The following is an 18,234-nucleotide window of genomic DNA, read 5'->3' on the forward strand; positions in this document are numbered from 1 at the left end:
TTCGTGGCATCATCGGCGGACGAATGGCGATTTCGCGCAATCCGATGCCAAACCCGCTCGACAAGACCGACCGCCGCATCCTCGCCGCCCTGCAGCGCGACGGGCGCCTGCAGAACCTGGAGCTGGCGCGCGAGGTCGGCCTGTCGCCCTCGGCCTGCCTGCGCCGGGTGCGGCTGCTGGAGGAATCCGGGGTGATCGAGCGCTACGTCGCCCTGCTCGACGCGGCCCGCATCGGCGCCGGCTTCACCGTGTTCGCGCGGGTGTGGCTGGCGGGGCAGGATCAGGCCACGGTCGAGCGCTTCATCGAAGCCGTGCGCGGGTTTCCCGAGGTCACCGAATGCCATTTGATGGCCGGCGACTGCGATTTCCTGCTGCGCGTGGCGGTCGCCGATCTGGACGCGTACCGCCGCTTCCAGGTCGAGCATCTCAACCGCATTCCCGGCATCCAGAGCGTCAAGACCGAGATTCCGATGCAGCGGATCAAGCAGTCGACGCAGTTGCCGCTGTAGCGCCGGGCGCGCGGCGCCGTCGGGGCCGATCGCGCGCGGCGCGGATCCGGGCGCCGGCCTCGGCGCCCGGTGCGGCCGCACGGCCGCGCGAGGTCAGTTCTGCTCGCCGCCGCCCGGCGGCGCGATCACGAAGCAGCGGCCGCGGTCGACGGTGTACGCCCCGCTCCACACGCCCCAGCCCGGCGGCTGCGGATCGGCGCAGCCGCGGCTGATCAGCTGCATGCCGATCGTGTTGCCGGCGTTGTCGGTGTAGGTGCGGATTTCCACGTACGGGCCGGGCTGCGACAACGCGGCGCCGGCCAGCGCCAGCGAACACACGGCCAGAGCGGCGGCGAACATCCCTTTACTGCGGAGCTTGCGCATGTCCTTCTCCTTGGAAGCGTCGCGCGCCGGGGCGGCGCGCGACCGCTGCCTCCCGCTCTAGCGCCGCCGCCGCGCGCTGTCAAAACGCGCGTTCGCGGACAGTGACGCGCGGCGGCTTACGGCTTCGTCGCCGCCCGATCCGGCACAGCGCGCGCGGCCGGCGGCGCCGCCACGCGCAGGCCGCGGCTGCGGCAGATGTCGATGTCGGCGTACTCCAGCACGCGGCCGTCGGCGAGCGAGAAACGCAGGTCGTAGCGGCAGTCCGGGCCGGGCAGTTCGATCGTCGCGCTCTCGCCGCCGCCGCGCAGCGGCGCGCCGAGCGGCTTGTCGGCGAAGTCCGCGGCGCCGGCCTTGGACGCGGCGACCGCGACGATGCTGTCGCCGCCGCGGTTGACCAACTCGAAGTAGCGGGCGTGCGCCTGCGCGGCGGACGCGGCCGCGAGCGCGACCAGGACGAGGGCGGCGGTGCGGATCGCGGGCATGGCGGGTCTCCGGGGTCGGCGAGGGCGGTCCGGCGGATCGGTCGGGGCCGGGTTCGCGCACATCGCAGCGCGCCGGCGCGCGCGCGACCAGCGCGGCGGGACGAATCGTCGCGGCCGCGGGACGGATCGTCGCCGCGGCGGCCGCGCTTTGCCGCGCGCGCCGCGGCGCTTACGATGCCGGCGAAGCGATTTCGGGCCGCGCCGATGCAAATCCAATTGGGCGACACCTCCATCGGCCTGGGCCGCTACCTGAGCTTGTGGACGGCGGTGGCGCTGGCCTTCGCCCTGCAGCACATGCTGTTCGACGCGATCGTCGGGCCCGAGGTGTGGTCGCTCTGGGACTATCTGCGTTGGGCGTTGATCCAGTGGTTCACCTGGGCCGCGCTGGCGCCGTGGGTGTTCCGGCTGGCGGCGCGGCATCCGCTGCGTTCGCCGCTGAACCTGCGCGGGCTCGGCCGGCAGGCGCTGCTGAGCGTGGGCGTGACCGCGCTGGCGCTGGCGATCGGCTCGGCGGTCTCGACCTTGTTCGAGCCCAGCGGCTTCGCTCAGCAGCTGGTCTATTTCGTCGGCCAGCACGCCGCCACCGGCCTGCTGACCTATTGGGCGCTGCTGGCGATCCAGCATTCGCTGCACTCGCGCGCCGAGCAGAGCCGGCGCGAACTTGAAGCGAGCCGGTTGGCGCGCGAGTTGGCGCAGTCGCGGCTGCAGGTGCTCAAGACCCAGCTGCAGCCGCACTTCCTGTTCAACACCCTGCACGCCATCGTGACCTTGCTCGACGAGGACCAGCGTTCGGCCGAAGACATGCTGCTGCGCCTGAGCGAGTTGCTGCGCGCGTTCCTGGAGGATTACGACGGCCAGGAGATTTCGCTGCGGCGCGAGCTGGATCTGCTGGAGCTGTACCTGGGCATCCAGCGCAAGCGCTTCCAGGACCGCCTGGACGCGCGCATCTACGCCGACCCCGAGGCGCTGGATTGCGCGGTGCCGAGCCTGTTGCTGCAGCCCATCGTCGAGAACGCGATCCGCCACGGCATCGGCCGCCGGGTCGGCGCGGACCGGGTCGAGATCGATTGCCGGCGCGAACACGGGCAGCTGCGGATCGAGGTGCGCAATCGCAACAGCGAACTGACCCCGGGCGAGAGCGCGCAGGGCCACGGCATCGGCCTGTCCAACACCCGCCTGCGCCTGCGCGAACTCTACGGCGACGACGCGCAGCTGCGCCTGGACGCGCTGTGGCCGCAGGGCGTGGCCTGCCGCATCGCCTTGCCGGCGCGCGAACTCGACGAAGACGTGGAAGTGCCCGCCGGCGCGGCGCCGCCCGCGAGAGCGCCGCGCGCATGAGCCTGGGCGTGCTGGTGGTCGACGACGAACCGCTGGCGCGGCTGGCGATCGTGCGCCTGCTGCGCGAAGACCCGCAGCTGCGTTTGCTCGGCGAATGCGGCGACGGCGCCAGCGCGGTGCGCGCGATCGCGCAGCTGGCGCCGGATTTGGTGTTCCTCGACATCCAGATGCCGGCGATGACCGGGCTGGACGTGATCGCCGCGGTCGGCGAGGCGCGCATGCCGGCGACCGTGTTCGTCACCGCCTACGAGCAATACGCGGTGCGCGCGTTCGAGGCCAACGCGGTGGATTATCTGGTCAAGCCCTTCAGCCGCGAGCGCTTCGCTGCCACCGTGCAGCGCGCCAAGCTGCGGCTGGCCGCGCAGGCGGGTTTGGGCAGCCAGATCCTGCAGGCGCTGGACGCGCTGCGGCAGAAACACGACTACCTGCAACGCATCCCGGTGCGCGAAGGCGAGGAAGTGGTGTTGATCGCGGTCGAGGACATCGTCTGGATCAAGGCCAACCGCAACACCGTGCAGATCCACGCCGGCGGCCGCGCGCACGAGCTGCGCGAAACCCTGACCGCGCTGGCCGCGCGCCTGGACCCGCGCGACTTCGCCCGCGTGCATCGCTCGGCCATCGTCAACGTCAAGCGGGTGCGCAGCATCCAGCCCTGGTTCAACGGCTATCACGTGGTGACCATGGACGACGGCCACCGCCTGCGCATGAGCCGCTACCAGCACGAGAGCTTCCTGCGCTTGGCGACGGTTCGCGGAGACGAATGACCGGACCGCGCTGCGCGTGAGTTCCCTGTAGGAGCGGCGTAAGCCGCGACCCCGCCCCCTTCCGCCCGCCGCACACCCTCGACCGCGCCCAAGACTCCGGTGAGCATCCGTGAGCGACCCCATAACGCGCCCGCCTCGACGCTTCGCGCTTGACCGCCATCGCTGACCTTCACGCCGCGCGCCGCTATCGTGGCTGCACACGGACGAGGACGCGCATGAACGACCGCAGGTTCACCTGGATCGCCGTCGCCGCGACTTGCCTCCTGTCCGCGGTGGCGATGCTCGCCGCTTATCTCGGGATCGGCTTTCTGCACGAGTTCCTGTTCGATATCGATCGCGGCTGAGCCGCGCGCCCGCGCCGCGACCGCGATGGCGCGCCGAAGCCACGCCGCGACTCCCTCGAGAACGTCTCATCGACTAGCGCCGCTCGTCGGAGCCCGCGTTCCGCACTAGCTGCGACCGCGAAAACCACTTCGCGTCAATAGACCGATTCGCGCGCGCATCGCCGCGACTGCGAAGCGCATCGCACAAACGAATCGCGACGCGCGCCCGGGCGCATTTTTGCGACCGCCGCCCAAAGAGGTCGCAGCGGCTGCGAAGCGCGTGCGGAGAATCGTTTTTCCACCCTCTTCCGCCCGGCGACGCGTTCGCTCCGCGCCCGGCGAGGGCTCGGCACCGCGCCGACGCGCGCGGCATTCCAACGACTTTGGATGCATTCCGACACCCTATGAACAACGTACTGTTTTTAGTCGGCCAACACTTCGTCGCGCCCGCCATGCCGGACAACGTGCTCGGCCTGTCCGGTTTCGTGTCCTCGCTGCGTCAAGGCGGCCGCGGCGCCGACGGCGAGCCCTGCGAACTGCACCTGGGCCAAGGCATCAGCGCCTACGACGCGCGCTATCTTCGCGAGGAACTGCAGCGCCGCGGCCTCGCCCGCCGCTATCTGGTGCGCGGCGACGAGCCGCACAAAGCCTCGCGCGCGCAGGTGCACAAGCATCTGGAAAAGAACGTGCTGATCAGCGATCTGAGCGCGCTCGGCGACTGCCGCTTCCGCGCCCGGCTGCGCGTGGACGACGACAACGAATTGCTGCTCGACCACGCCTCGGGCTGGCACGTGCCCGGCATGGTGATCCTGGAGGCGATGCGGCAGATGGCGATGGCCTCGGTGGTCGCTTCCGGCGCGCTGGAATCGTTGGGACCGGACTGCGGTTTCATGATCCAAAGCTGGAACACGCGCTTCCTCAGCTTTCTGGTGCCGCTGGATTCGCAACTGGAATGCTCGCTGCTGCCGCTGGGCGCGCCGCGCGGCCGGCGCTTGGAATTCCGCGGCGACATCGCGGTGATGCAATGCGAGCGTATCTCGGCCGAAGCGTCGCTGGAATTCGCCGCGCTGGAAAAGCGCGCGCTGGAGTCGGTCGAGGAACGTCACGCGCGTTCGGCGCTGCGCCAGTTCCCGCAACCGGCGGCGGTGGATTGAGCGTGCGCCCGCCCTGTCTATACATCGCCGGGCTCGGCGCTTGTCTGCCGCCCGCGCTCAGCGCGAAGGAAGCGGTCGCGCGCGGCTGGTACGACGCCGAAAGCTACGTCGTCGACGGCTGGACCGGCGCCTGCGACGCGGGCGACGCGTCGCCGCTGCGACTGGCGCTCAACGCCGGCCGCGTCGCGCTCGCGCGCGGCGGCCGCGGCAGCGCCGGCGTCGATCTGCTGCTGCACGCCTGCGTGCTGCCGCAGGGCCCGCATTTCTGGGCGCCGCAAGCGTGGCTGGAGCGGCAGCTGATCGGCCGCGGCGTGCGCGCGATCGAACTGCACCAAAGCTGCACCGGCGCTTTCGCCGGCCTGGAGTTGGCGGCGGCGTGGCTGATGCAGGACGGCGAACGCGACGTGCTGCTGACCTGCGCCGACAACTTCGGCTACGACCCGGGCCTGGGCCGCGATCCCACGTTCCGCTGGCGCTACGCGCGCAACCGCCGCACCGCGCGCGGCTCGGTGCTCGGCGATGCCGGCGCGGCTGCGCTGCTGAGCAATCGCGGCGGTTTCGCGCAAGTGCTCAGCGTGGTCTCGCGCACGCTCTCGCCGCTGGAAGAGGCCTATCGCGGCGACGCGCCGCTGTTCCCGGCCGAACTCGGCGCCGAGCATCCGCTGCGCATCGGGCCGCGTTTCGAGCAATACGAACGGCGCCGCCCCGGCGGCGTATCCGCCGCGCTCGAACTGATCAACGCCACGCGCATCGAATTGGCGAAGCAAGCCCTGCACGAAGCCGGCGTCGGCGCGCAGGACATCGCCCGCGTGGTCCACGTCTTCGCCGGCACGGAGCGTTATGTGCAGCAATTCCTCGAACCCTTGGGCATCGACCCCGCGCGCGGCCTGCTCGAATTCGGCCGCGAACTCGGCCATCTGGGCGCCTGCGACGCGCTGGTCGGCCTGGAGCATCTGGTCGCCAGCGGCCAGTTGCGCGGCAGCGATCGCGTGCTGATGACCGCCAACGGCGCGTCCACCGCGGTGGCGTGCGCGGTGGTGGAGATCCAGGAGGCGCCGCGATGGGTGTCGTGATTCCGGAAACCTCCGCGCTCGATGTGGCGGCGTGGCTCGAACGCCTGCAACGCGCGTGGCGCGGGCGCGATCCCGACGGCTTCGCCGCCTTGTTCGCCGACGACGCGGGCTATCACGCCGGGCCGTTTTCCGAACCGCACCGCGGCCGCGACGCGATCCGCGCGCACTGGGCGGCGACGCTGGCGCGTCAGGCCGAACGGCCGCAGTTCTGGTTCGGCCCGCCGCAATGCGACGGCCTGCGCGCGAGCGTGGAGTGGTGGTGCGTGCTGCGCGCGCCCGACACCGGCGCGCCGCGCACCGCCGCGGGTTGCCTCGTCCTCGAATTCGCCGGCGACGGCCGCTGCCGCCGCTTCCACGAGTACTTCCACGCCGCCTTCGACGCGGCCCTGACGCCCCCGGCCGGATGGTTCGCATGAACGCTTCGCTCAGCCCCTCGCAATCGCGGCGCCTGCTGCACGCGCCGCGCGTGTTGTTCTTCCTCGCCCTGGCCGCGCTGCTGGCCGGCGCGTACGCGCAGTGGCGCGCGCAGGCGCCGTTGCCGGCGTTGCTGCTGCTCGGCGCGTACTTCGCCTGGATGATGTACGAGATTCCGGTGACCTTCCAAGGCGCGACCGCGCTGAAGGACGCGCGCACGCTGGTGCCGTACGCCTTGGCGCGCATCGCCACCATCGCCACCTGCGGCCTCGCCGCCGCGGCCGCCACGCCGTGGCTGGGCTGGATCGCGCTGGCGTTGTTCGTCGGCGGCGTGGCCTTGCGCGAAATCGCGATCAAGACGCTCGGGCGCTTCTACACCCACCATGTCGCCCGCCGCAGCGATCAGGTCGCGGTGACCAGCGGGCCGTACCGCTTCATCCGCCATCCGGCGTATCTGGGCATGCTCGCCGCGCACGTCGGCCTGGTGCTGGGCTTTGCGCATGCGCTCAGCGGCGCCGCGCTGGCGCTGCTGTTCGCCGCGGTGATCTGGCGCATCCGGGTCGAGGAACGCGCCTTGCTCGACATGCCCGGCTATGCCGAGTACGCCGCGCGCACTCCGCGTCTGTGGCCGGGCCTGTGGTGAGCGTCGTGCACGATCTCCCGCTGCTGTCCGGCGCGGCCGCGCGCGACGCCGCCCAGGTCGGCCATAAGTTCGCGCGCCAGCAACGCATGATCGAAGCCGGGCTGCGCGTGCCGGACTTCTTCTGCCTGCCCGCGTCCGCGTTCGATCATGCCTTGAGCTTGGCGCGCATCGGCCTCGACGCCAACGAGGCCGACGCCGAAGCGCAGTGCGCGGCGCTGGCCGCCGCGTTGCGCGCGCAGCCCTTGCCCGATCACTGGCAAGAACGCCTGCTGGCCGAGTTCGACGCGCGCTTCGGCGCCGACGCGCTGGTCGCGGTGCGCGCCTGCGTGGTCGCCGCCGACGGGCGCGAAGATCAGGGCGAAGACAGCGCCCAGGATCCGTTCGCCGGCATGAGCGACAGCTTCCTCGAAGTCGGCCGCGCGCGGCTGTGCGAGCGCGTGGCCGCGTGCTGGGCCTCGGCCTACACCGAACGCGCGGTGCGCTACCGCGTGTGGCGCGGGCTCGACCCGCGCGGCGCGCGGGTGGCGGTGGGCGTGCAGGCCATGGTGCGGGCGCGGCGCGCCTTCGTCGCCTTCACCCGCGACCCGCGCGACGGCGCGCGGCGCGTGGTGATCGCCGCCGCGCACGGACTCGGCGAAGGCGTGGTGCAGGAGAAAGCCGACATCGACCATTTCTTCGTCGACGCCGGCGGCGTCGGCGCCGAGCTGGTCGAGAAGCGGCGCATGCTGGTGCGCGCGGACGCTGCGGGCGCGGCCGGCGACGACGGCCTCGCCGTGGCCGAGGTGCCCGCGGCGCTGCGCGCCGCGCCGGTGCTCGACGACGCCCTGGCGCGCGAGATCGCCGATCTGGCGCTGCGCGTGGAAACCTTCTTCGGCCCGCCGCAGGACGTGGAAGGCGCGATCGACGCCGACGGCCGCGTGCATCTGGTCCAGGCGCGTCCGCTGGCCGCCGCGCCGCGCGCGCAGCCGCCGCTGTACTGGTGCAACCACAACATCACCGAGAGCTATCCCGGCATTTCCGGCGCGCTGACGTTTTCGCAGGCGCAGGAGTTCTACCGGCGCGCGTTCGGCGATCTGTACCGGCGCATGGGCGTGCCGGCCGAACGCTTCGACCGCCATCGCCATCATCTGGAGCAGTTGGTCGGCTATTTGAACGGCCGCGTCTATTACCGCCTCGACGCGTGGCACGCCTTGCACGGGCAAATGCCGGTGTTCGAACTGGTGCGGCCGTTGTGGGAAGACGCGATGGGCGTGGCCGGCCCGGCCCGCGACGCGCCGCGCTGGACCCGCGCGCAAGCCTGGCGCGCGCTGCCCGCCGCGCTGTGGGGCCGGCGCAAGCACGCGCGGCAGGTGCGCGAGTTCCTGGCGTGGTGGGACGAGTCGATGGCGCAGGCCGAAGACTTGCCGTCGCGCTCGCCGTTGGAACTGGTCGCCTTCTATCGCCAGCTGTGGGCGCAGGTGTCGCTGCGCTGGGGCGTGACCCTCACCAATTCGTTGTACGCGCTGTTCGAGCTGGGAACGCTCAAGTTCCTGCTCGCGCGCTGGACCCAGGCCGACCCGAGCCTGCTCGCCGGCCTGTTGATCGGCGGGCGCAGCAACCGCTCGCTGCAATCGGTGCGCGAAGCCGTCGCGCTGGCCGAGCGCTGCGCCGCGCAGCCGCAGCTCAAAGCCGCGCTGCTCGACCGCGGCGGCGATCTCGCCCAGCTGTGGCGCGATCTGTGCGCGCAGCGCTACGGCGCCGAGCTGGCGCGGCAGGCGCAGGCGTATCTGCACCGCTACGGCGACCGCGCCCTGCACGATCTCAAGCTCGAAGAAGCCACGCCGCGGCAGCGGCCGTGGATGTTGCTGGACACGCTGCGCTCCTACATCGAGCAAGGCCTGAGCGCGGAGCGCCTGGCCCAGGACGAGCGACGCGCCGCGGCGCGGGCGCGCGAGGAACTGCGCGCGGCGTGTCCCTCGCCGTTCAAGCGCGCGATCCTGGCGCGGCTGGCCGCGCGCATGCGCGAGTACTTCGCCATCCGCGAGGACACCCGCTTCTGCCGCACCCAGCTCTACGGCCTGTCGCGCGACGCGCTGTGGCGCCTGGGCGACGCGCTGCAGCGCGCCGGCCGGCTCGACCGCGCCGAGGACGTGCGCGACCTGCGCGTGGACGAAGTGCTCGGCGCGTACGACGGCGCGCTCGCCGGCGCCGATCTGCGCGCGCTGGCCGCGTTGCGGCGGCGCGAACGCGAAGCCTGCGCCGCCGCCGCGCCGGCCGAGGCCTTGCTCGCCACCGCCGCCGACCGGCCGCTGGCGCAAGCGCTGGAGGACGCGCGCCCCGCGCTGCCGGCGCAAACGCCGAGCCTGCGCGGCCTGGGCTCCTCGGCCGGCATCGCCCGCGCGCCGGCCAAGCTGGTGCTCGAACCCACGGTCGGCGCCGACGCTTGCCGCGGCGCGATCTTGATCGCGCGCGAAACCGATCCGGGCTGGCTGCTGCTGATGATGGCGGCCAAGGGCTTGGTGGTGGAACGCGGCACCTTGCTCTCGCACACCGCCATCACCGGGCGCTTGCTCGGCATTCCGACCATCGTCGCCATGCCCGACGCCACCCGCCTGATCCCCGACGGCGCGCTGATCGAAATCGACGGCGCGGCCGGCACGGTCCATCTGATCGAGGACGCATCCGCATGACCGCCGACTCCTGCCCGCACCTGCGCGCATCGTTTCCGTTTCCCGGCCGCGGCGGCAGCGCGCTGCCGGACGACTATCTGCAGCGTCTGCGCGAACGCGCGCTGGTGCCGGCGACGCTGGCCAACGGCCGCGCGGCGTGGCTGGTCACCCGTTACGCCGACGTCAGGACGGTGATGTCGGATCCGCGCTTCAGCCGTCAGGCCTGGGCCGGCGGCACCTTGTTCGCGCGCGACAGCAAGGCGCTGGCGCTGGTCACCAGCGACCCGCCGCAGCACACCCGCCGGCGCGCGGCGGTGCAGGCCGCGTTCGCGCCGCATCGCGCGCAGCACGACCGCGCGCGGATCGCGGCGCTGGCCGAGGAATGCCTGGACGCGTTCGAGGCGCAAGGCTCGCCGGGCGATCTGGTCGCCGGTTTCACCAAGCCGTTTCCGTATGCGGTGATCTGCGAACTGGTCGGCGTGCCGCGCGCCGACGTCGATCGATTGCACCCGACCGTGGACACGATGATGTCGGCCGGCCGTTTCCCCGCCGACGCCGTCGCCGCCGCGCACCGCGAGATGCACGGCTACTTCGCCGCGCTGCTCGACGCCAAGCAGGCGCGCCTGGACGCCGGCCATGCGCCCGCCGACTTGCTCGACCGCCTGCTCGCCGAACACGGCGACGACGCCGATCCCGAGACGCGCCTGTCGCGCGAGGAGATCGCCGTGCTCGGCTTCGGCCTGTTCATGGCCGGCGGCGAAACCACGATGAACCATCTGGCGCTGTGCGTGTACGAAGTGGTGCGCGACCGCGAACTCGCCGACGCGCTGCGCCGCGACCCGGACAAGATTCCCGCCGCGGTCGAAGAGCTGCTGCGCTGGATCTGGTTCGGCGCCACCGGCATGCAGCCGCACGTGGCGCTGGAGGACGTGGCGCTGGAAGGCGGCACGATCCGCGCGGGCGAAGTGGTGGTGCCGCTGACCGAAGCCGCCAACCGCGATCCCGCCGTGTTCGACCAGCCCGACCGGTTCCTGCCCGAGCGCGCGCACAACCGCCACATGGGCTTCGGCGTCGGCCGCCATGTCTGCCTCGGCGCGCCGCATGCGCGGGTCGAGTTGCAGGTCGGTCTGGAGGCGCTGCTGCGGCGCTTCCCGCGGCTGGAACTGGCGGTGCCCGAAACCGAACTGGCGTGGCGCACCAATATGTTCCTGCGCGGCGTGTGGCGCTTGCCGACGAGGTTCTCGCGATGATCGCGCGGCTCGCCCGTTACGTCGCCGGCAGCTATCCGCCGGCGATGTCCGTGTCGATCGCGCTGCTGTGGGCGTACGGCGTCAGCGGCCTGTTCGCGCTGTGCGATCCGCGCGGCGCGGCGTGGCGCCCCGACGCCGCGACCGCGCTGGCGGCGCTGACCTTGGCGGTCGATCTGTTGTTGATGCGCATGATCGACGACTTGCGCGACCTCGACTACGACCGCATCCACGAGCCGCAACGGCCGCTGGCGCGCGGCGCGGTGCGCGCGGCCGATCTGGGCTGGGCGTACGCGCTGCTGTCGCTGGGCTTGGTGGCGTTGAACTGGGGTCACGCCGGTTTGCCGATCCTGATCGCGCAGCTGCTGTACGCGTTGCTGGTGCTGTTCGTCTATCGACGCTGGCGCTGGCCCGACGGCGACAAGCTGGTGCTGTCGTTGCTGATCAGTTGCCCGGGGCAGCTCCTGCTGCATCTGTATCTGTATGCGGGCTATCTGGCGTCGGCGGGCCACGGTCCCGACGGCTACGGCCTGCTCGCGCTGGCCGTGGTGTTCTGCGCCAGCCTGCATCCGGAGCTCGCCAAGAAGATCGTGCGCGAACCGGCGCCGGGCCAGCGCAGCTACGTGCGCACGTTCGGGCTGCGCGGCACGGTCGCCGCGGCGATGGGCTTCGCCGCGTTGTCGACGGCGTTGTTGCTCGCGCCGCTGGCCTCGCGCTGGGCCGCGCCCGGATTGCTTCTGCTCGCCGCGCCGCTGGCGTTGCCGTTGGCCGCGTTGATCCGCTTCGGTCGACCCGAGCCGCGCTGGCGAGCGAAGTACGCGCTCTGGTACTTGCTCGCCAGTTTCGCCAGCTACGCCATCGGCGGCGCGCTGCTCGCCTCGCGGCACGGCCAGTGGCCGTGAACCCGCCGCCGGATCTGCTGCTGCTCGGCGGCAGCGGCTTTCTCGGCTCCGCGTTGCTGCGCGCGCTCGACCGGCACGCGCCGCCGGGCCTGCGCGTGCGTGCGCTGTTGCGCGATCCGGCGCGCGTGCCCGCACGCGCGTGGCTGGACCCGCGCGCCGGCGACCTGCGCGCGCCGCCGTGGGACCTGGAGCCCGAGCGTCCGTACGTGCTGGTGCATCTGGCGGTGAAACAGATCGACCGCGACGGCAGCGGCTTCGACGCCGTCAACGTCGACGCCACCGAGGCCTTGCTGCGCCGGCTCGGGCCGAACCTGCGCGGCGCGGTCTACGCCAGTTCGATGTCGGTGTACGGCCAGGGCGCGCAGGACGGCATCGACGAAGACGCCGCGCCCGCGCCGGACACGCCGCTGGCGCGCAGCCGCCTGCGCGCCGAACGGCTCGTCGCCGAACACGCGCAACGGCTGGGCGCACCGGCGTTCCTGCTGCGCCCGCGCTTCGTGATCGGCGCCGGCGACCGCTACGTCGCGCCGGGCCTGCTGCGCTGGACCCGCGCACCGCTGCGCCTGGGCGACGGCCGCCAACGCTATTCCTTCATCGATGCGGACGATTACGCGCGCATCGTGTTGCGGCTGGCGCTGCTCGCGCCGCAACGCCCGCCGCGGGCGCGCGCGCTGCATGTCGGCTACGCGCAGCCGCTGTCGTACGCGCGCGTCGCCGCGCTCGCCGACGCGGCGCAAGGTCTGAACCCCGGCCGCTGGCGCCTGCCGGTCCCGGCCGGTGCCGCGTATGCGCGTCTATTGCGCAGAACCGGCCGTCCGTCACTGACGCAATGGGCGATGCGACTGGAACTGCTCGGCCAGGCGCATTGGGGCCGCAGCGACGCCTTGGCCGGGCTGATCGGCCACGACCTGCTCGCGCGCGACCCCGCCGAGGCCTTGGATCGCGCCCTGCGCCTGCACCTGTCCGCTCCCGCCTGAACGGCGCGGCCGCGGCCGCGCGCGCCGCCTGAACGCCGCGCGCGAACCTTTCGTCCGGCGAAAGGGCTGCGAAAGGAAAGCCCCCTAGGCTGCCGGCAACGACTATCCGCAGGACCGTGCATGAGCCTGGGCTGGAACATCCTTTGCGACTTCGACGGCACCATCGCGTTGGAGGACGTCACCGACACCGTGCTGGCGCGTTACGCGCGGCCCGGCTGGGAATTGATCGAGGCGGCGTGGAAGGCCGGCCGCATCACGTCGCGCGAATGCATGGGCCAGCAGATCGCCCTGCTCGACGCCGACCGCGACGAGCTCGACGCCTTGCTCGACGGCATCCGCATCGACCCCGCGTTTCCCGAATTCGTGCGTGCCGCGCATGCCGCCGGCTGCCGCCTGACCGTGGTCAGCGACGGACTGGACTACTCGATCCAGCGCATCCTCGCCCGCCACGGGCTGGGGCCGCTGCCGGTGATCGCCAATCACTTGGTCGCCGACGGCGAGCGCGGCTGGCGCCTGGAATTTCCGAACTCGCGCGAGGACTGCCGGGTCGGCAGCGGCACCTGCAAGTGCGCGGTCGCCGGCGACGCGCCGGCGCGCCTGCCCAACCTGCTGATCGGCGACGGCCAGTCGGATTTCTGCGTCGCCGCGCGCGCCGATTACGTCTTCGCCAAAGCCAAATTGATCGAACACTGCCGCCAGCAGCGCATCGCGCATGCGCCGATCGGCGGCTTCCTGGAAGCGCTGGCGCTGCTGCCGAGCCTGCTCGACGGGCTGCTCGACGCGCCGCGCGAAACCGTCTCCGTCCTCCCCCTCCCGATTCGAGCCCGTACTCCATGACGCACTCCGCTCTGCTCGCCGACGACGCGGCTTTCCGCGACGTCGCTCCGCACACCGCCGACCTGTCCGACACCGCCGCGCCGCGTTCCGACGCGGAACTGCTCGCCGACGAAGAGACCTGGTGCTCCTTCGGCGACACCGTGCATTACAGCGATCCGCCGAAGATCTTCACCGGCGCCCAGGGCAGCTATCTGTACGACTCGGCCGGCACCGAATTCCTCGACCTGCAGATGTGGTACTCGGCGGTCAACTTCGGCTACGGCAACGAGCGCCTCAACAACGTGCTCAAGCGCCAGATCGACACCTTGCCGCAGGTCGCCAGCCAGTACCTGCACCCGACCAAGATCGAACTGGCCAAGACCATCGCGGTCGACGCGCAGAACAAGTGGGGCCGCAAGGGCCGCGTCCACTTCAACGTCGGCGGCGCGCAGTCGGTCGAGGATTCGCTCAAGCTGGTGCGCAACGCCAGCGGCGGCAAGAGCCTGATGTTCGCCTTCGAAGGCGGTTACCACGGCCGCACCCTCGGCGCTTCGGCGATCACCTCGTCCTACCGTTATCGCCGCCGCTACGGCCATTTCGACCGCGCTCAGTTCATCGAATTCCCGTACCACTTCCGCGGCCCCAAGGGCATGAGCAAGGAAGAGTACGGCGAACATTGCGTGGCCAAGTTCGAGCGCCTGTTCGAGACCGAATACAACGGCGTGTGGGACCCCAAGGTCGGCCAGTGCGAGTACGCGGCGTTCTACGTCGAGCCGATCCAGGGCACCGGCGGCTACGTGATTCCGCCGCCGAACTTCTTCACCGGCCTCAAGCGCGTGCTGGACAAGTACGGCATCCTGCTGGTGGTCGACGAAATCCAGATGGGCTTCTACCGCACCGGCAAGCTGTGGTCGATCGAGCATTTCAACGTGCAGCCCGACGTGCTGGTGTTCGGCAAGGCGCTGACCAACGGCCTCAACCCGCTCGCCGGCATCTGGGCGCGCGAAGAGCTCATCAACCCGACCGTGTTCCCGCCGGGCTCGACCCATTCGACCTTCGCCTCCAACCCGCTGGGGACCGCGGTCGGTCTGGAGACGATGCGGATGCTGGCCGAAGGCGATTACGAGAACCGGGTGATGCGTTCCGGCGCGCACTTCCTCGCCGGTCTGCAAGACCTGCAGAAGCGCCATCCGGAAATCGGCGACGTCGACGGCCTGGGTTTGGCGCTGCGCGCGGAAATCTGCGAGGCCGACGGCTTCACTCCGAACAAGAAGCTGCTCGACCGCATGTGCGACATCGGCCTGGCCGGCGAGCTGGAGCACAACGGCAAGAAGATGGGCCTGGTGCTGGACGTGGGCGGTTACTACAAGAACGTGATCACGCTGGCGCCGTCGCTGCATATTTCCGGCGAAGAGATCGATCAGGCGCTGGCCTTGCTGGATCAGCTGCTCACCCGCGCCAAGCTTTCGCTGTAATCCGCCGTCGATGGACGCGACGGCCGCGGCGACCGTGTTTCCTCGTTCACCGGTCGCCGCGGCGGTTGCGCCGCGGCGGGAGGGCGCGCTGCCCTCAGCGTCGTTCGTCTTTCCCTCTCCGACTTCGCGCGGCGAGGGGCTGCGCCTGCGAGCCGGCGGCTCGCGCGGCCCCGAACGCCCGAACGTCCCGCGTTCGGGCCGGACGCGCACCGACGGCCTGTTCCCGGCGTCTTCCGCACCCGCCGCGCACAGCGGCGGCCGTCGTATCCGCTTTGTCCCTATCGAATGCGTGGACGGCCGAGCGAGCGACAACGCCCGCCCGGCCGACGCGCGGGCCTCACTCCGCCCGCTTCACCGCGATCACCGCGTTCAACCCGCCGAACGCGAACGAGTTCGACAGCACCGCCGACACCTTCGCCTCGCGCGCCACGTTCGGCACGTAATCCAGATCGCACTGCGGATCCGGATCGAGGAAGTTCGCCGTCGGCGGCACCGCCTGCTCGCGCAAGGCGCCGAGCGCGGCGACCATCTCCAGCGCGCCGGCCGCGCCGAGCGCGTGGCCGTGCATGGCCTTGGTCGAACTGATCGGAATGATCGGAGCGAGCGCGCCGAAAGTCTCGCGGATCGCGCGGGTCTCGCTCGGGTCGTTCGCCGGCGTGGCGGTGCCGTGGGCGTTGATGTAGCCGATCCGCTCCAGCGGCAGGCCCGCGTCCTTGAGCGCGCGGCGCATGGCGGCGACCGCGCCGGCCTGCGACGGCAGGACCAGATCGCTGGCGTCGGCCGACAGGCCCGCGCCGGCCAGTTCGGCCAGGATGGTCGCGCCGCGGCGGCGCGCGCGTTCGTACTCTTCCAGCACGAAGATCGCCGCGCCCTCGCCCAGCACCAAGCCGCGGCGCTGCAGGCAGAACGGGCGGCAGGTGTCGTCGGCCAGCACCCGCATCGCTTCCCAGGCCTTGGTCAGGCCGAGGGTGATGCAGGCTTCCGCGCCGCCGGCCAGGGCCACGTCGGCGCCGCCGGCGCGGATGGTCTGCAAGGCCTGCGAGAACGCGTGATTGGACGAGGCGCAGGCGCTGACCACGCCGAACGCCGGGCCGGTCAAACCGAATTCGATGCTCAGGTGGCAGGCCGGCGCGTTGGCCATCACCCGCACGATGGTGAAGGGATGCACGCGCGGGTTGTTGTCGCCGTACAAGCGGCGGAAGGCTTCGTCGTGGCTGGTCTCGCCGCCGACGCCGGTGCCGACGATGACCGCGCTGCGCTCGCGCAGGTCGCCTTGGTCGAAGTCGATGCCCGACTGGCGCACCGCCTCGCGCGCGGCGATCACCGCGAACTGCGAGGTGCGGTCCAGTATCGGCAGGCGCTTGTCGTCGAAGTGCTGGGCGGGGTCGTAATCGCGCACTTCGGCGGCGACCTTGGCCCGCAGCTTCTCGGCCGGTACCGCCTGGATCGGGCCGATGGCGCTGCGGCCGGCCAGCATTTCGCGCCAGGTGTCGGCCGCGTTGTGGCCGAGCGCGTTGATCGCGCCCATGCCGGTGATCACTACTCTACGCATCCGGGTCTCCGGCGGACGGAATCGAATCGGGGCGGCGCGACGGCCGGCTCAGGCCGCGCCCGGCGCCGCCGCGGCGCTGTCGAGCGCCTGCTGCAACGCGGTCAACAGGCCCTGGACCGAGTCGGTGTCGAAATTGGGGTCGCGGTCGGGCAAGGTCACGCCGAAGTGTTCTTCGATCTCGAAGATGGTCTCGATCGCGGTCAGCGAATCGACGCCGAGATCCTTGAGCGTGGACTGCGGGGTGATCGTCGCCACATCGATGCCGCTTTGCTTGGCGATGATTTCGTACAACTGCCGTTCGACGGATTCGTTCATGCTGACGCTCCTGGTGTCGCTTGCGGGGGCTCGCTTCCGGCGGGCCGGCCCGAGCGCGCGACGCGGCCGGGCCCGGCCTACCAAAGCCGGACTCTAGCCGGCCAACCTTGCACATGTCTTTCGTAACCCGACTCGAACCTGAGCGGCTGCTCAGCCACTTCCTCGCCCACCCGCCGCAAGGCTTCGCGGCGGAGTTGGCCGGCGGCGGCCTGCCCGCCTTCACCGCGCCGTTCGACCTGCTGACCACGGCCGAACCCGAACTGCTGCGGCGGGTGCAGCGCTGGCCGGGGCAGTCAGTATGGCGCCCTTGGCTGCGTCTGCGCACCCGTTTCATCGGCGCGACCAACACCGAGTACTTGTGGCTGCCGCCGCTGCCCGGCCGCGACGACCCGGCCGCGCTGGCGCGGCGCCTGCGCGAGGAACAGGGCCGGCGCTGCCCGCTGCTGATCGTCAAGGACCTGCCCGACGAATCGCCGCTGCTGCCGGTCGAGGCCAACCGCCAGGCCGCGGCGTTCGCCCAGGCGCTGGCGCAGGAAGGCTTCGTGCTGCTGGAAGGTCAGGCACTGGCCTGGGTGCCGATCGATTTCGATTCCATCGACGCCTATCTGGCGCGGCTGTCGCGCTCGCGCCGCCGCGACCTGCGGCGCAAGCTGCGTTCGCGCGCGGACCTGAGCGTGGAGACGCTCGCCGCAGGCGCGCCGCAGTTCGCCGACGACGCCATCATCGACGCGTTCTACGCGCTGTACCTCAACGTCTACGCGCAAAGCGACATCCACTTCGACCTGCTCAGCCGCGACTACTTCCGCGCCCTGCTGCGCGACGGCGACAGCGGCGGCGTGGTGTTCGTCTACCGGCACCAGGGCGAGATGATCGGCTGGAACCTGTGTTACGAACACGCCGGCATGCTCGTGGACAAATACATCGGCCTGCTCTATCCGCAAGCGCGCGAGCACAATCTCTATGCGCTGAGCTGGTTCGAGAACCTGGACTACGCGCTGCGCCGCGACCTCGACGCTTACGTCGCCGGCTGGACCGACCCGCAGGTCAAGCGCCAGCTCGGCGCGCGCTTCGCGTTCACCCGCCACGCGGTGTATGCGCGCAATCCGCTGCTGCGCGCGATCCTGCGCCGGGTGTCGAAGTTCTTCGAATCCGACCGCAGCGTGCTGGAGGCGGCCGCCGCCCCGGCCGACGACGAACGGGAGAGCGCCGATGCCGCCGGCCGCGCCTGACTCGTCCGCA

The 18,234-nt window shown here is 71.4% G+C and carries 19 protein-coding genes; 15 read left to right on the top strand and 4 right to left on the bottom strand.

The window, feature by feature from the left end; genetic code table 11:
- The first annotated feature begins 44 nt into the window (after positions 1 to 44).
- Positions 45 to 509, top strand: coding sequence for an Lrp/AsnC family transcriptional regulator (locus J5226_RS03930; RefSeq protein ID WP_215838558.1), 465 nt, complete (start codon positions 45 to 47; stop codon positions 507 to 509).
- A gap of 93 nt (positions 510 to 602) precedes the next feature.
- Here the strand turns inward: J5226_RS03930 and J5226_RS03935 are convergent, their stop codons facing one another.
- Together J5226_RS03935 and J5226_RS03940 are read right to left on the bottom strand one after the other, a co-directional pair.
- Positions 603 to 848: a hypothetical protein gene (locus J5226_RS03935; protein ID WP_215838559.1), complete on the bottom strand. Its 246-nt coding sequence runs from the start codon at positions 846 to 848 to the stop codon at positions 603 to 605.
- 140 nt (positions 849 to 988) lie between these two features.
- Entirely contained in the window at positions 989 to 1,354 is a 366-nt protein-coding gene (locus tag J5226_RS03940) for a hypothetical protein (RefSeq protein WP_215838560.1), read from the bottom strand.
- A 204-nt stretch (positions 1,355 to 1,558) separates the two neighbouring features.
- Here J5226_RS03940 and J5226_RS03945 point away from each other — a divergent pair, with 204 nt between their 5' ends.
- The 13 genes from J5226_RS03945 to J5226_RS04000 all read left to right on the top strand — a co-directional run bounded on the left by J5226_RS03945 (position 1,559) and on the right by J5226_RS04000 (position 15,128).
- Complete coding sequence (locus J5226_RS03945) at positions 1,559 to 2,692, top strand: histidine kinase (RefSeq protein WP_215838561.1); 1,134 nt, start codon at positions 1,559 to 1,561, stop codon at positions 2,690 to 2,692.
- Positions 2,689 to 3,456, top strand: coding sequence for a LytTR family DNA-binding domain-containing protein (locus J5226_RS03950; protein ID WP_215838562.1), 768 nt, complete (start codon positions 2,689 to 2,691; stop codon positions 3,454 to 3,456). The genes J5226_RS03945 and J5226_RS03950 overlap by 4 nt, the downstream gene beginning before the upstream one ends.
- A gap of 215 nt (positions 3,457 to 3,671) precedes the next feature.
- Complete coding sequence (locus tag J5226_RS25305; RefSeq protein WP_255322988.1) at positions 3,672 to 3,800, top strand: hypothetical protein; 129 nt, start codon at positions 3,672 to 3,674, stop codon at positions 3,798 to 3,800.
- A gap of 383 nt (positions 3,801 to 4,183) precedes the next feature.
- The gene (locus J5226_RS03955; protein WP_215838563.1) at positions 4,184 to 4,933 is read left to right on the top strand and encodes an AfsA-related hotdog domain-containing protein; all 750 of its coding nucleotides are present in this window, start codon (positions 4,184 to 4,186) and stop codon (positions 4,931 to 4,933) included.
- 2 nt (positions 4,934 to 4,935) lie between these two features.
- A complete protein-coding gene (locus J5226_RS03960; protein WP_215838564.1) occupies positions 4,936 to 6,006 on the top strand; it encodes a ketoacyl-ACP synthase III family protein in 1,071 nt (356 codons plus the stop codon).
- On the top strand, positions 5,994 to 6,422 hold the full coding sequence (locus J5226_RS03965) for a nuclear transport factor 2 family protein (protein ID WP_215838565.1): 429 nt from the start codon (positions 5,994 to 5,996) through the stop codon (positions 6,420 to 6,422). The genes J5226_RS03960 and J5226_RS03965 overlap by 13 nt, the downstream gene beginning before the upstream one ends.
- Positions 6,419 to 7,063: an isoprenylcysteine carboxylmethyltransferase family protein gene (locus tag J5226_RS03970; protein ID WP_215838566.1), complete on the top strand. Its 645-nt coding sequence runs from the start codon at positions 6,419 to 6,421 to the stop codon at positions 7,061 to 7,063. Before J5226_RS03965 ends, J5226_RS03970 begins: the two co-directional genes overlap by 4 nt.
- A 5-nt stretch (positions 7,064 to 7,068) precedes the next feature.
- Positions 7,069 to 9,732 (top strand): PEP/pyruvate-binding domain-containing protein, encoded by a 2,664-nt coding sequence (locus tag J5226_RS03975; protein ID WP_215838567.1) that lies wholly within the window; start codon positions 7,069 to 7,071, stop codon positions 9,730 to 9,732.
- Complete coding sequence (locus J5226_RS03980) at positions 9,729 to 10,961, top strand: cytochrome P450 (RefSeq protein ID WP_215838568.1); 1,233 nt, start codon at positions 9,729 to 9,731, stop codon at positions 10,959 to 10,961. Before J5226_RS03975 ends, J5226_RS03980 begins: the two co-directional genes overlap by 4 nt.
- A complete protein-coding gene (locus J5226_RS03985; protein ID WP_215838569.1) occupies positions 10,958 to 11,860 on the top strand; it encodes a hypothetical protein in 903 nt (300 codons plus the stop codon). The genes J5226_RS03980 and J5226_RS03985 overlap by 4 nt, the downstream gene beginning before the upstream one ends.
- Positions 11,857 to 12,837 (top strand): SDR family oxidoreductase, encoded by a 981-nt coding sequence (locus J5226_RS03990; RefSeq protein WP_215838570.1) that lies wholly within the window; start codon positions 11,857 to 11,859, stop codon positions 12,835 to 12,837. The genes J5226_RS03985 and J5226_RS03990 overlap by 4 nt, the downstream gene beginning before the upstream one ends.
- A gap of 126 nt (positions 12,838 to 12,963) precedes the next feature.
- On the top strand, positions 12,964 to 13,674 hold the full coding sequence (locus J5226_RS03995; protein ID WP_215840314.1) for an MtnX-like HAD-IB family phosphatase: 711 nt from the start codon (positions 12,964 to 12,966) through the stop codon (positions 13,672 to 13,674).
- Positions 13,671 to 15,128, top strand: coding sequence for an aminotransferase class III-fold pyridoxal phosphate-dependent enzyme (locus tag J5226_RS04000; protein WP_215838571.1), 1,458 nt, complete (start codon positions 13,671 to 13,673; stop codon positions 15,126 to 15,128). The genes J5226_RS03995 and J5226_RS04000 overlap by 4 nt, the downstream gene beginning before the upstream one ends.
- A gap of 337 nt (positions 15,129 to 15,465) precedes the next feature.
- Here J5226_RS04000 and J5226_RS04005 read toward each other — a convergent pair whose 3' ends face one another.
- Together J5226_RS04005 and J5226_RS04010 are read right to left on the bottom strand one after the other, a co-directional pair.
- On the bottom strand, positions 15,466 to 16,680 hold the full coding sequence (locus J5226_RS04005; RefSeq protein WP_215838572.1) for a beta-ketoacyl-[acyl-carrier-protein] synthase family protein: 1,215 nt from the start codon (positions 16,678 to 16,680) through the stop codon (positions 15,466 to 15,468).
- A 48-nt stretch (positions 16,681 to 16,728) separates the two neighbouring features.
- A complete protein-coding gene (locus tag J5226_RS04010) occupies positions 16,729 to 16,995 on the bottom strand; it encodes an acyl carrier protein (protein WP_215838573.1) in 267 nt (88 codons plus the stop codon).
- 113 nt (positions 16,996 to 17,108) lie between these two features.
- Between J5226_RS04010 and J5226_RS04015 the strand changes: the two genes are divergently transcribed.
- Positions 17,109 to 18,224, top strand: coding sequence for a peptidogalycan biosysnthesis protein (locus J5226_RS04015; protein ID WP_215838574.1), 1,116 nt, complete (start codon positions 17,109 to 17,111; stop codon positions 18,222 to 18,224).
- Positions 18,225 to 18,234: the final 10 nt, after the last annotated feature.

The sequence above is a fragment of the Lysobacter sp. K5869 genome, from assembly GCF_018847975.1.
Classification (GTDB): Bacteria; Pseudomonadota; Gammaproteobacteria; order Xanthomonadales; family Xanthomonadaceae; genus Lysobacter.

Excerpts from the sequence above, each read along its gene's own strand:
- J5226_RS03930 (WP_215838558.1), top strand. The coding sequence starts at position 45 with ATGCCAAACCCGCTCGACAAGACCGACCGCCGCATCCTCGCCGCCCTG.
- J5226_RS03935 (WP_215838559.1), bottom strand. The coding sequence starts at position 848 with ATGTTCGCCGCCGCTCTGGCCGTGTGTTCGCTGGCGCTGGCCGGCGCC.
- J5226_RS03940 (WP_215838560.1), bottom strand. The coding sequence starts at position 1,354 with ATGCCCGCGATCCGCACCGCCGCCCTCGTCCTGGTCGCGCTCGCGGCC.
- J5226_RS03945 (WP_215838561.1), top strand. The coding sequence starts at position 1,559 with ATGCAAATCCAATTGGGCGACACCTCCATCGGCCTGGGCCGCTACCTG.
- J5226_RS03950 (WP_215838562.1), top strand. The coding sequence starts at position 2,689 with ATGAGCCTGGGCGTGCTGGTGGTCGACGACGAACCGCTGGCGCGGCTG.
- J5226_RS25305 (WP_255322988.1), top strand. The coding sequence starts at position 3,672 with ATGAACGACCGCAGGTTCACCTGGATCGCCGTCGCCGCGACTTGCCTC.
- J5226_RS03955 (WP_215838563.1), top strand. The coding sequence starts at position 4,184 with ATGAACAACGTACTGTTTTTAGTCGGCCAACACTTCGTCGCGCCCGCC.
- J5226_RS03965 (WP_215838565.1), top strand. The coding sequence starts at position 5,994 with ATGGGTGTCGTGATTCCGGAAACCTCCGCGCTCGATGTGGCGGCGTGG.
- J5226_RS03970 (WP_215838566.1), top strand. The coding sequence starts at position 6,419 with ATGAACGCTTCGCTCAGCCCCTCGCAATCGCGGCGCCTGCTGCACGCG.
- J5226_RS03980 (WP_215838568.1), top strand. The coding sequence starts at position 9,729 with ATGACCGCCGACTCCTGCCCGCACCTGCGCGCATCGTTTCCGTTTCCC.
- J5226_RS03985 (WP_215838569.1), top strand. The coding sequence starts at position 10,958 with ATGATCGCGCGGCTCGCCCGTTACGTCGCCGGCAGCTATCCGCCGGCG.
- J5226_RS04000 (WP_215838571.1), top strand. The coding sequence starts at position 13,671 with ATGACGCACTCCGCTCTGCTCGCCGACGACGCGGCTTTCCGCGACGTC.
- J5226_RS04005 (WP_215838572.1), bottom strand. The coding sequence starts at position 16,680 with ATGCGTAGAGTAGTGATCACCGGCATGGGCGCGATCAACGCGCTCGGC.
- J5226_RS04010 (WP_215838573.1), bottom strand. The coding sequence starts at position 16,995 with ATGAACGAATCCGTCGAACGGCAGTTGTACGAAATCATCGCCAAGCAA.
- J5226_RS04015 (WP_215838574.1), top strand. The coding sequence starts at position 17,109 with ATGTCTTTCGTAACCCGACTCGAACCTGAGCGGCTGCTCAGCCACTTC.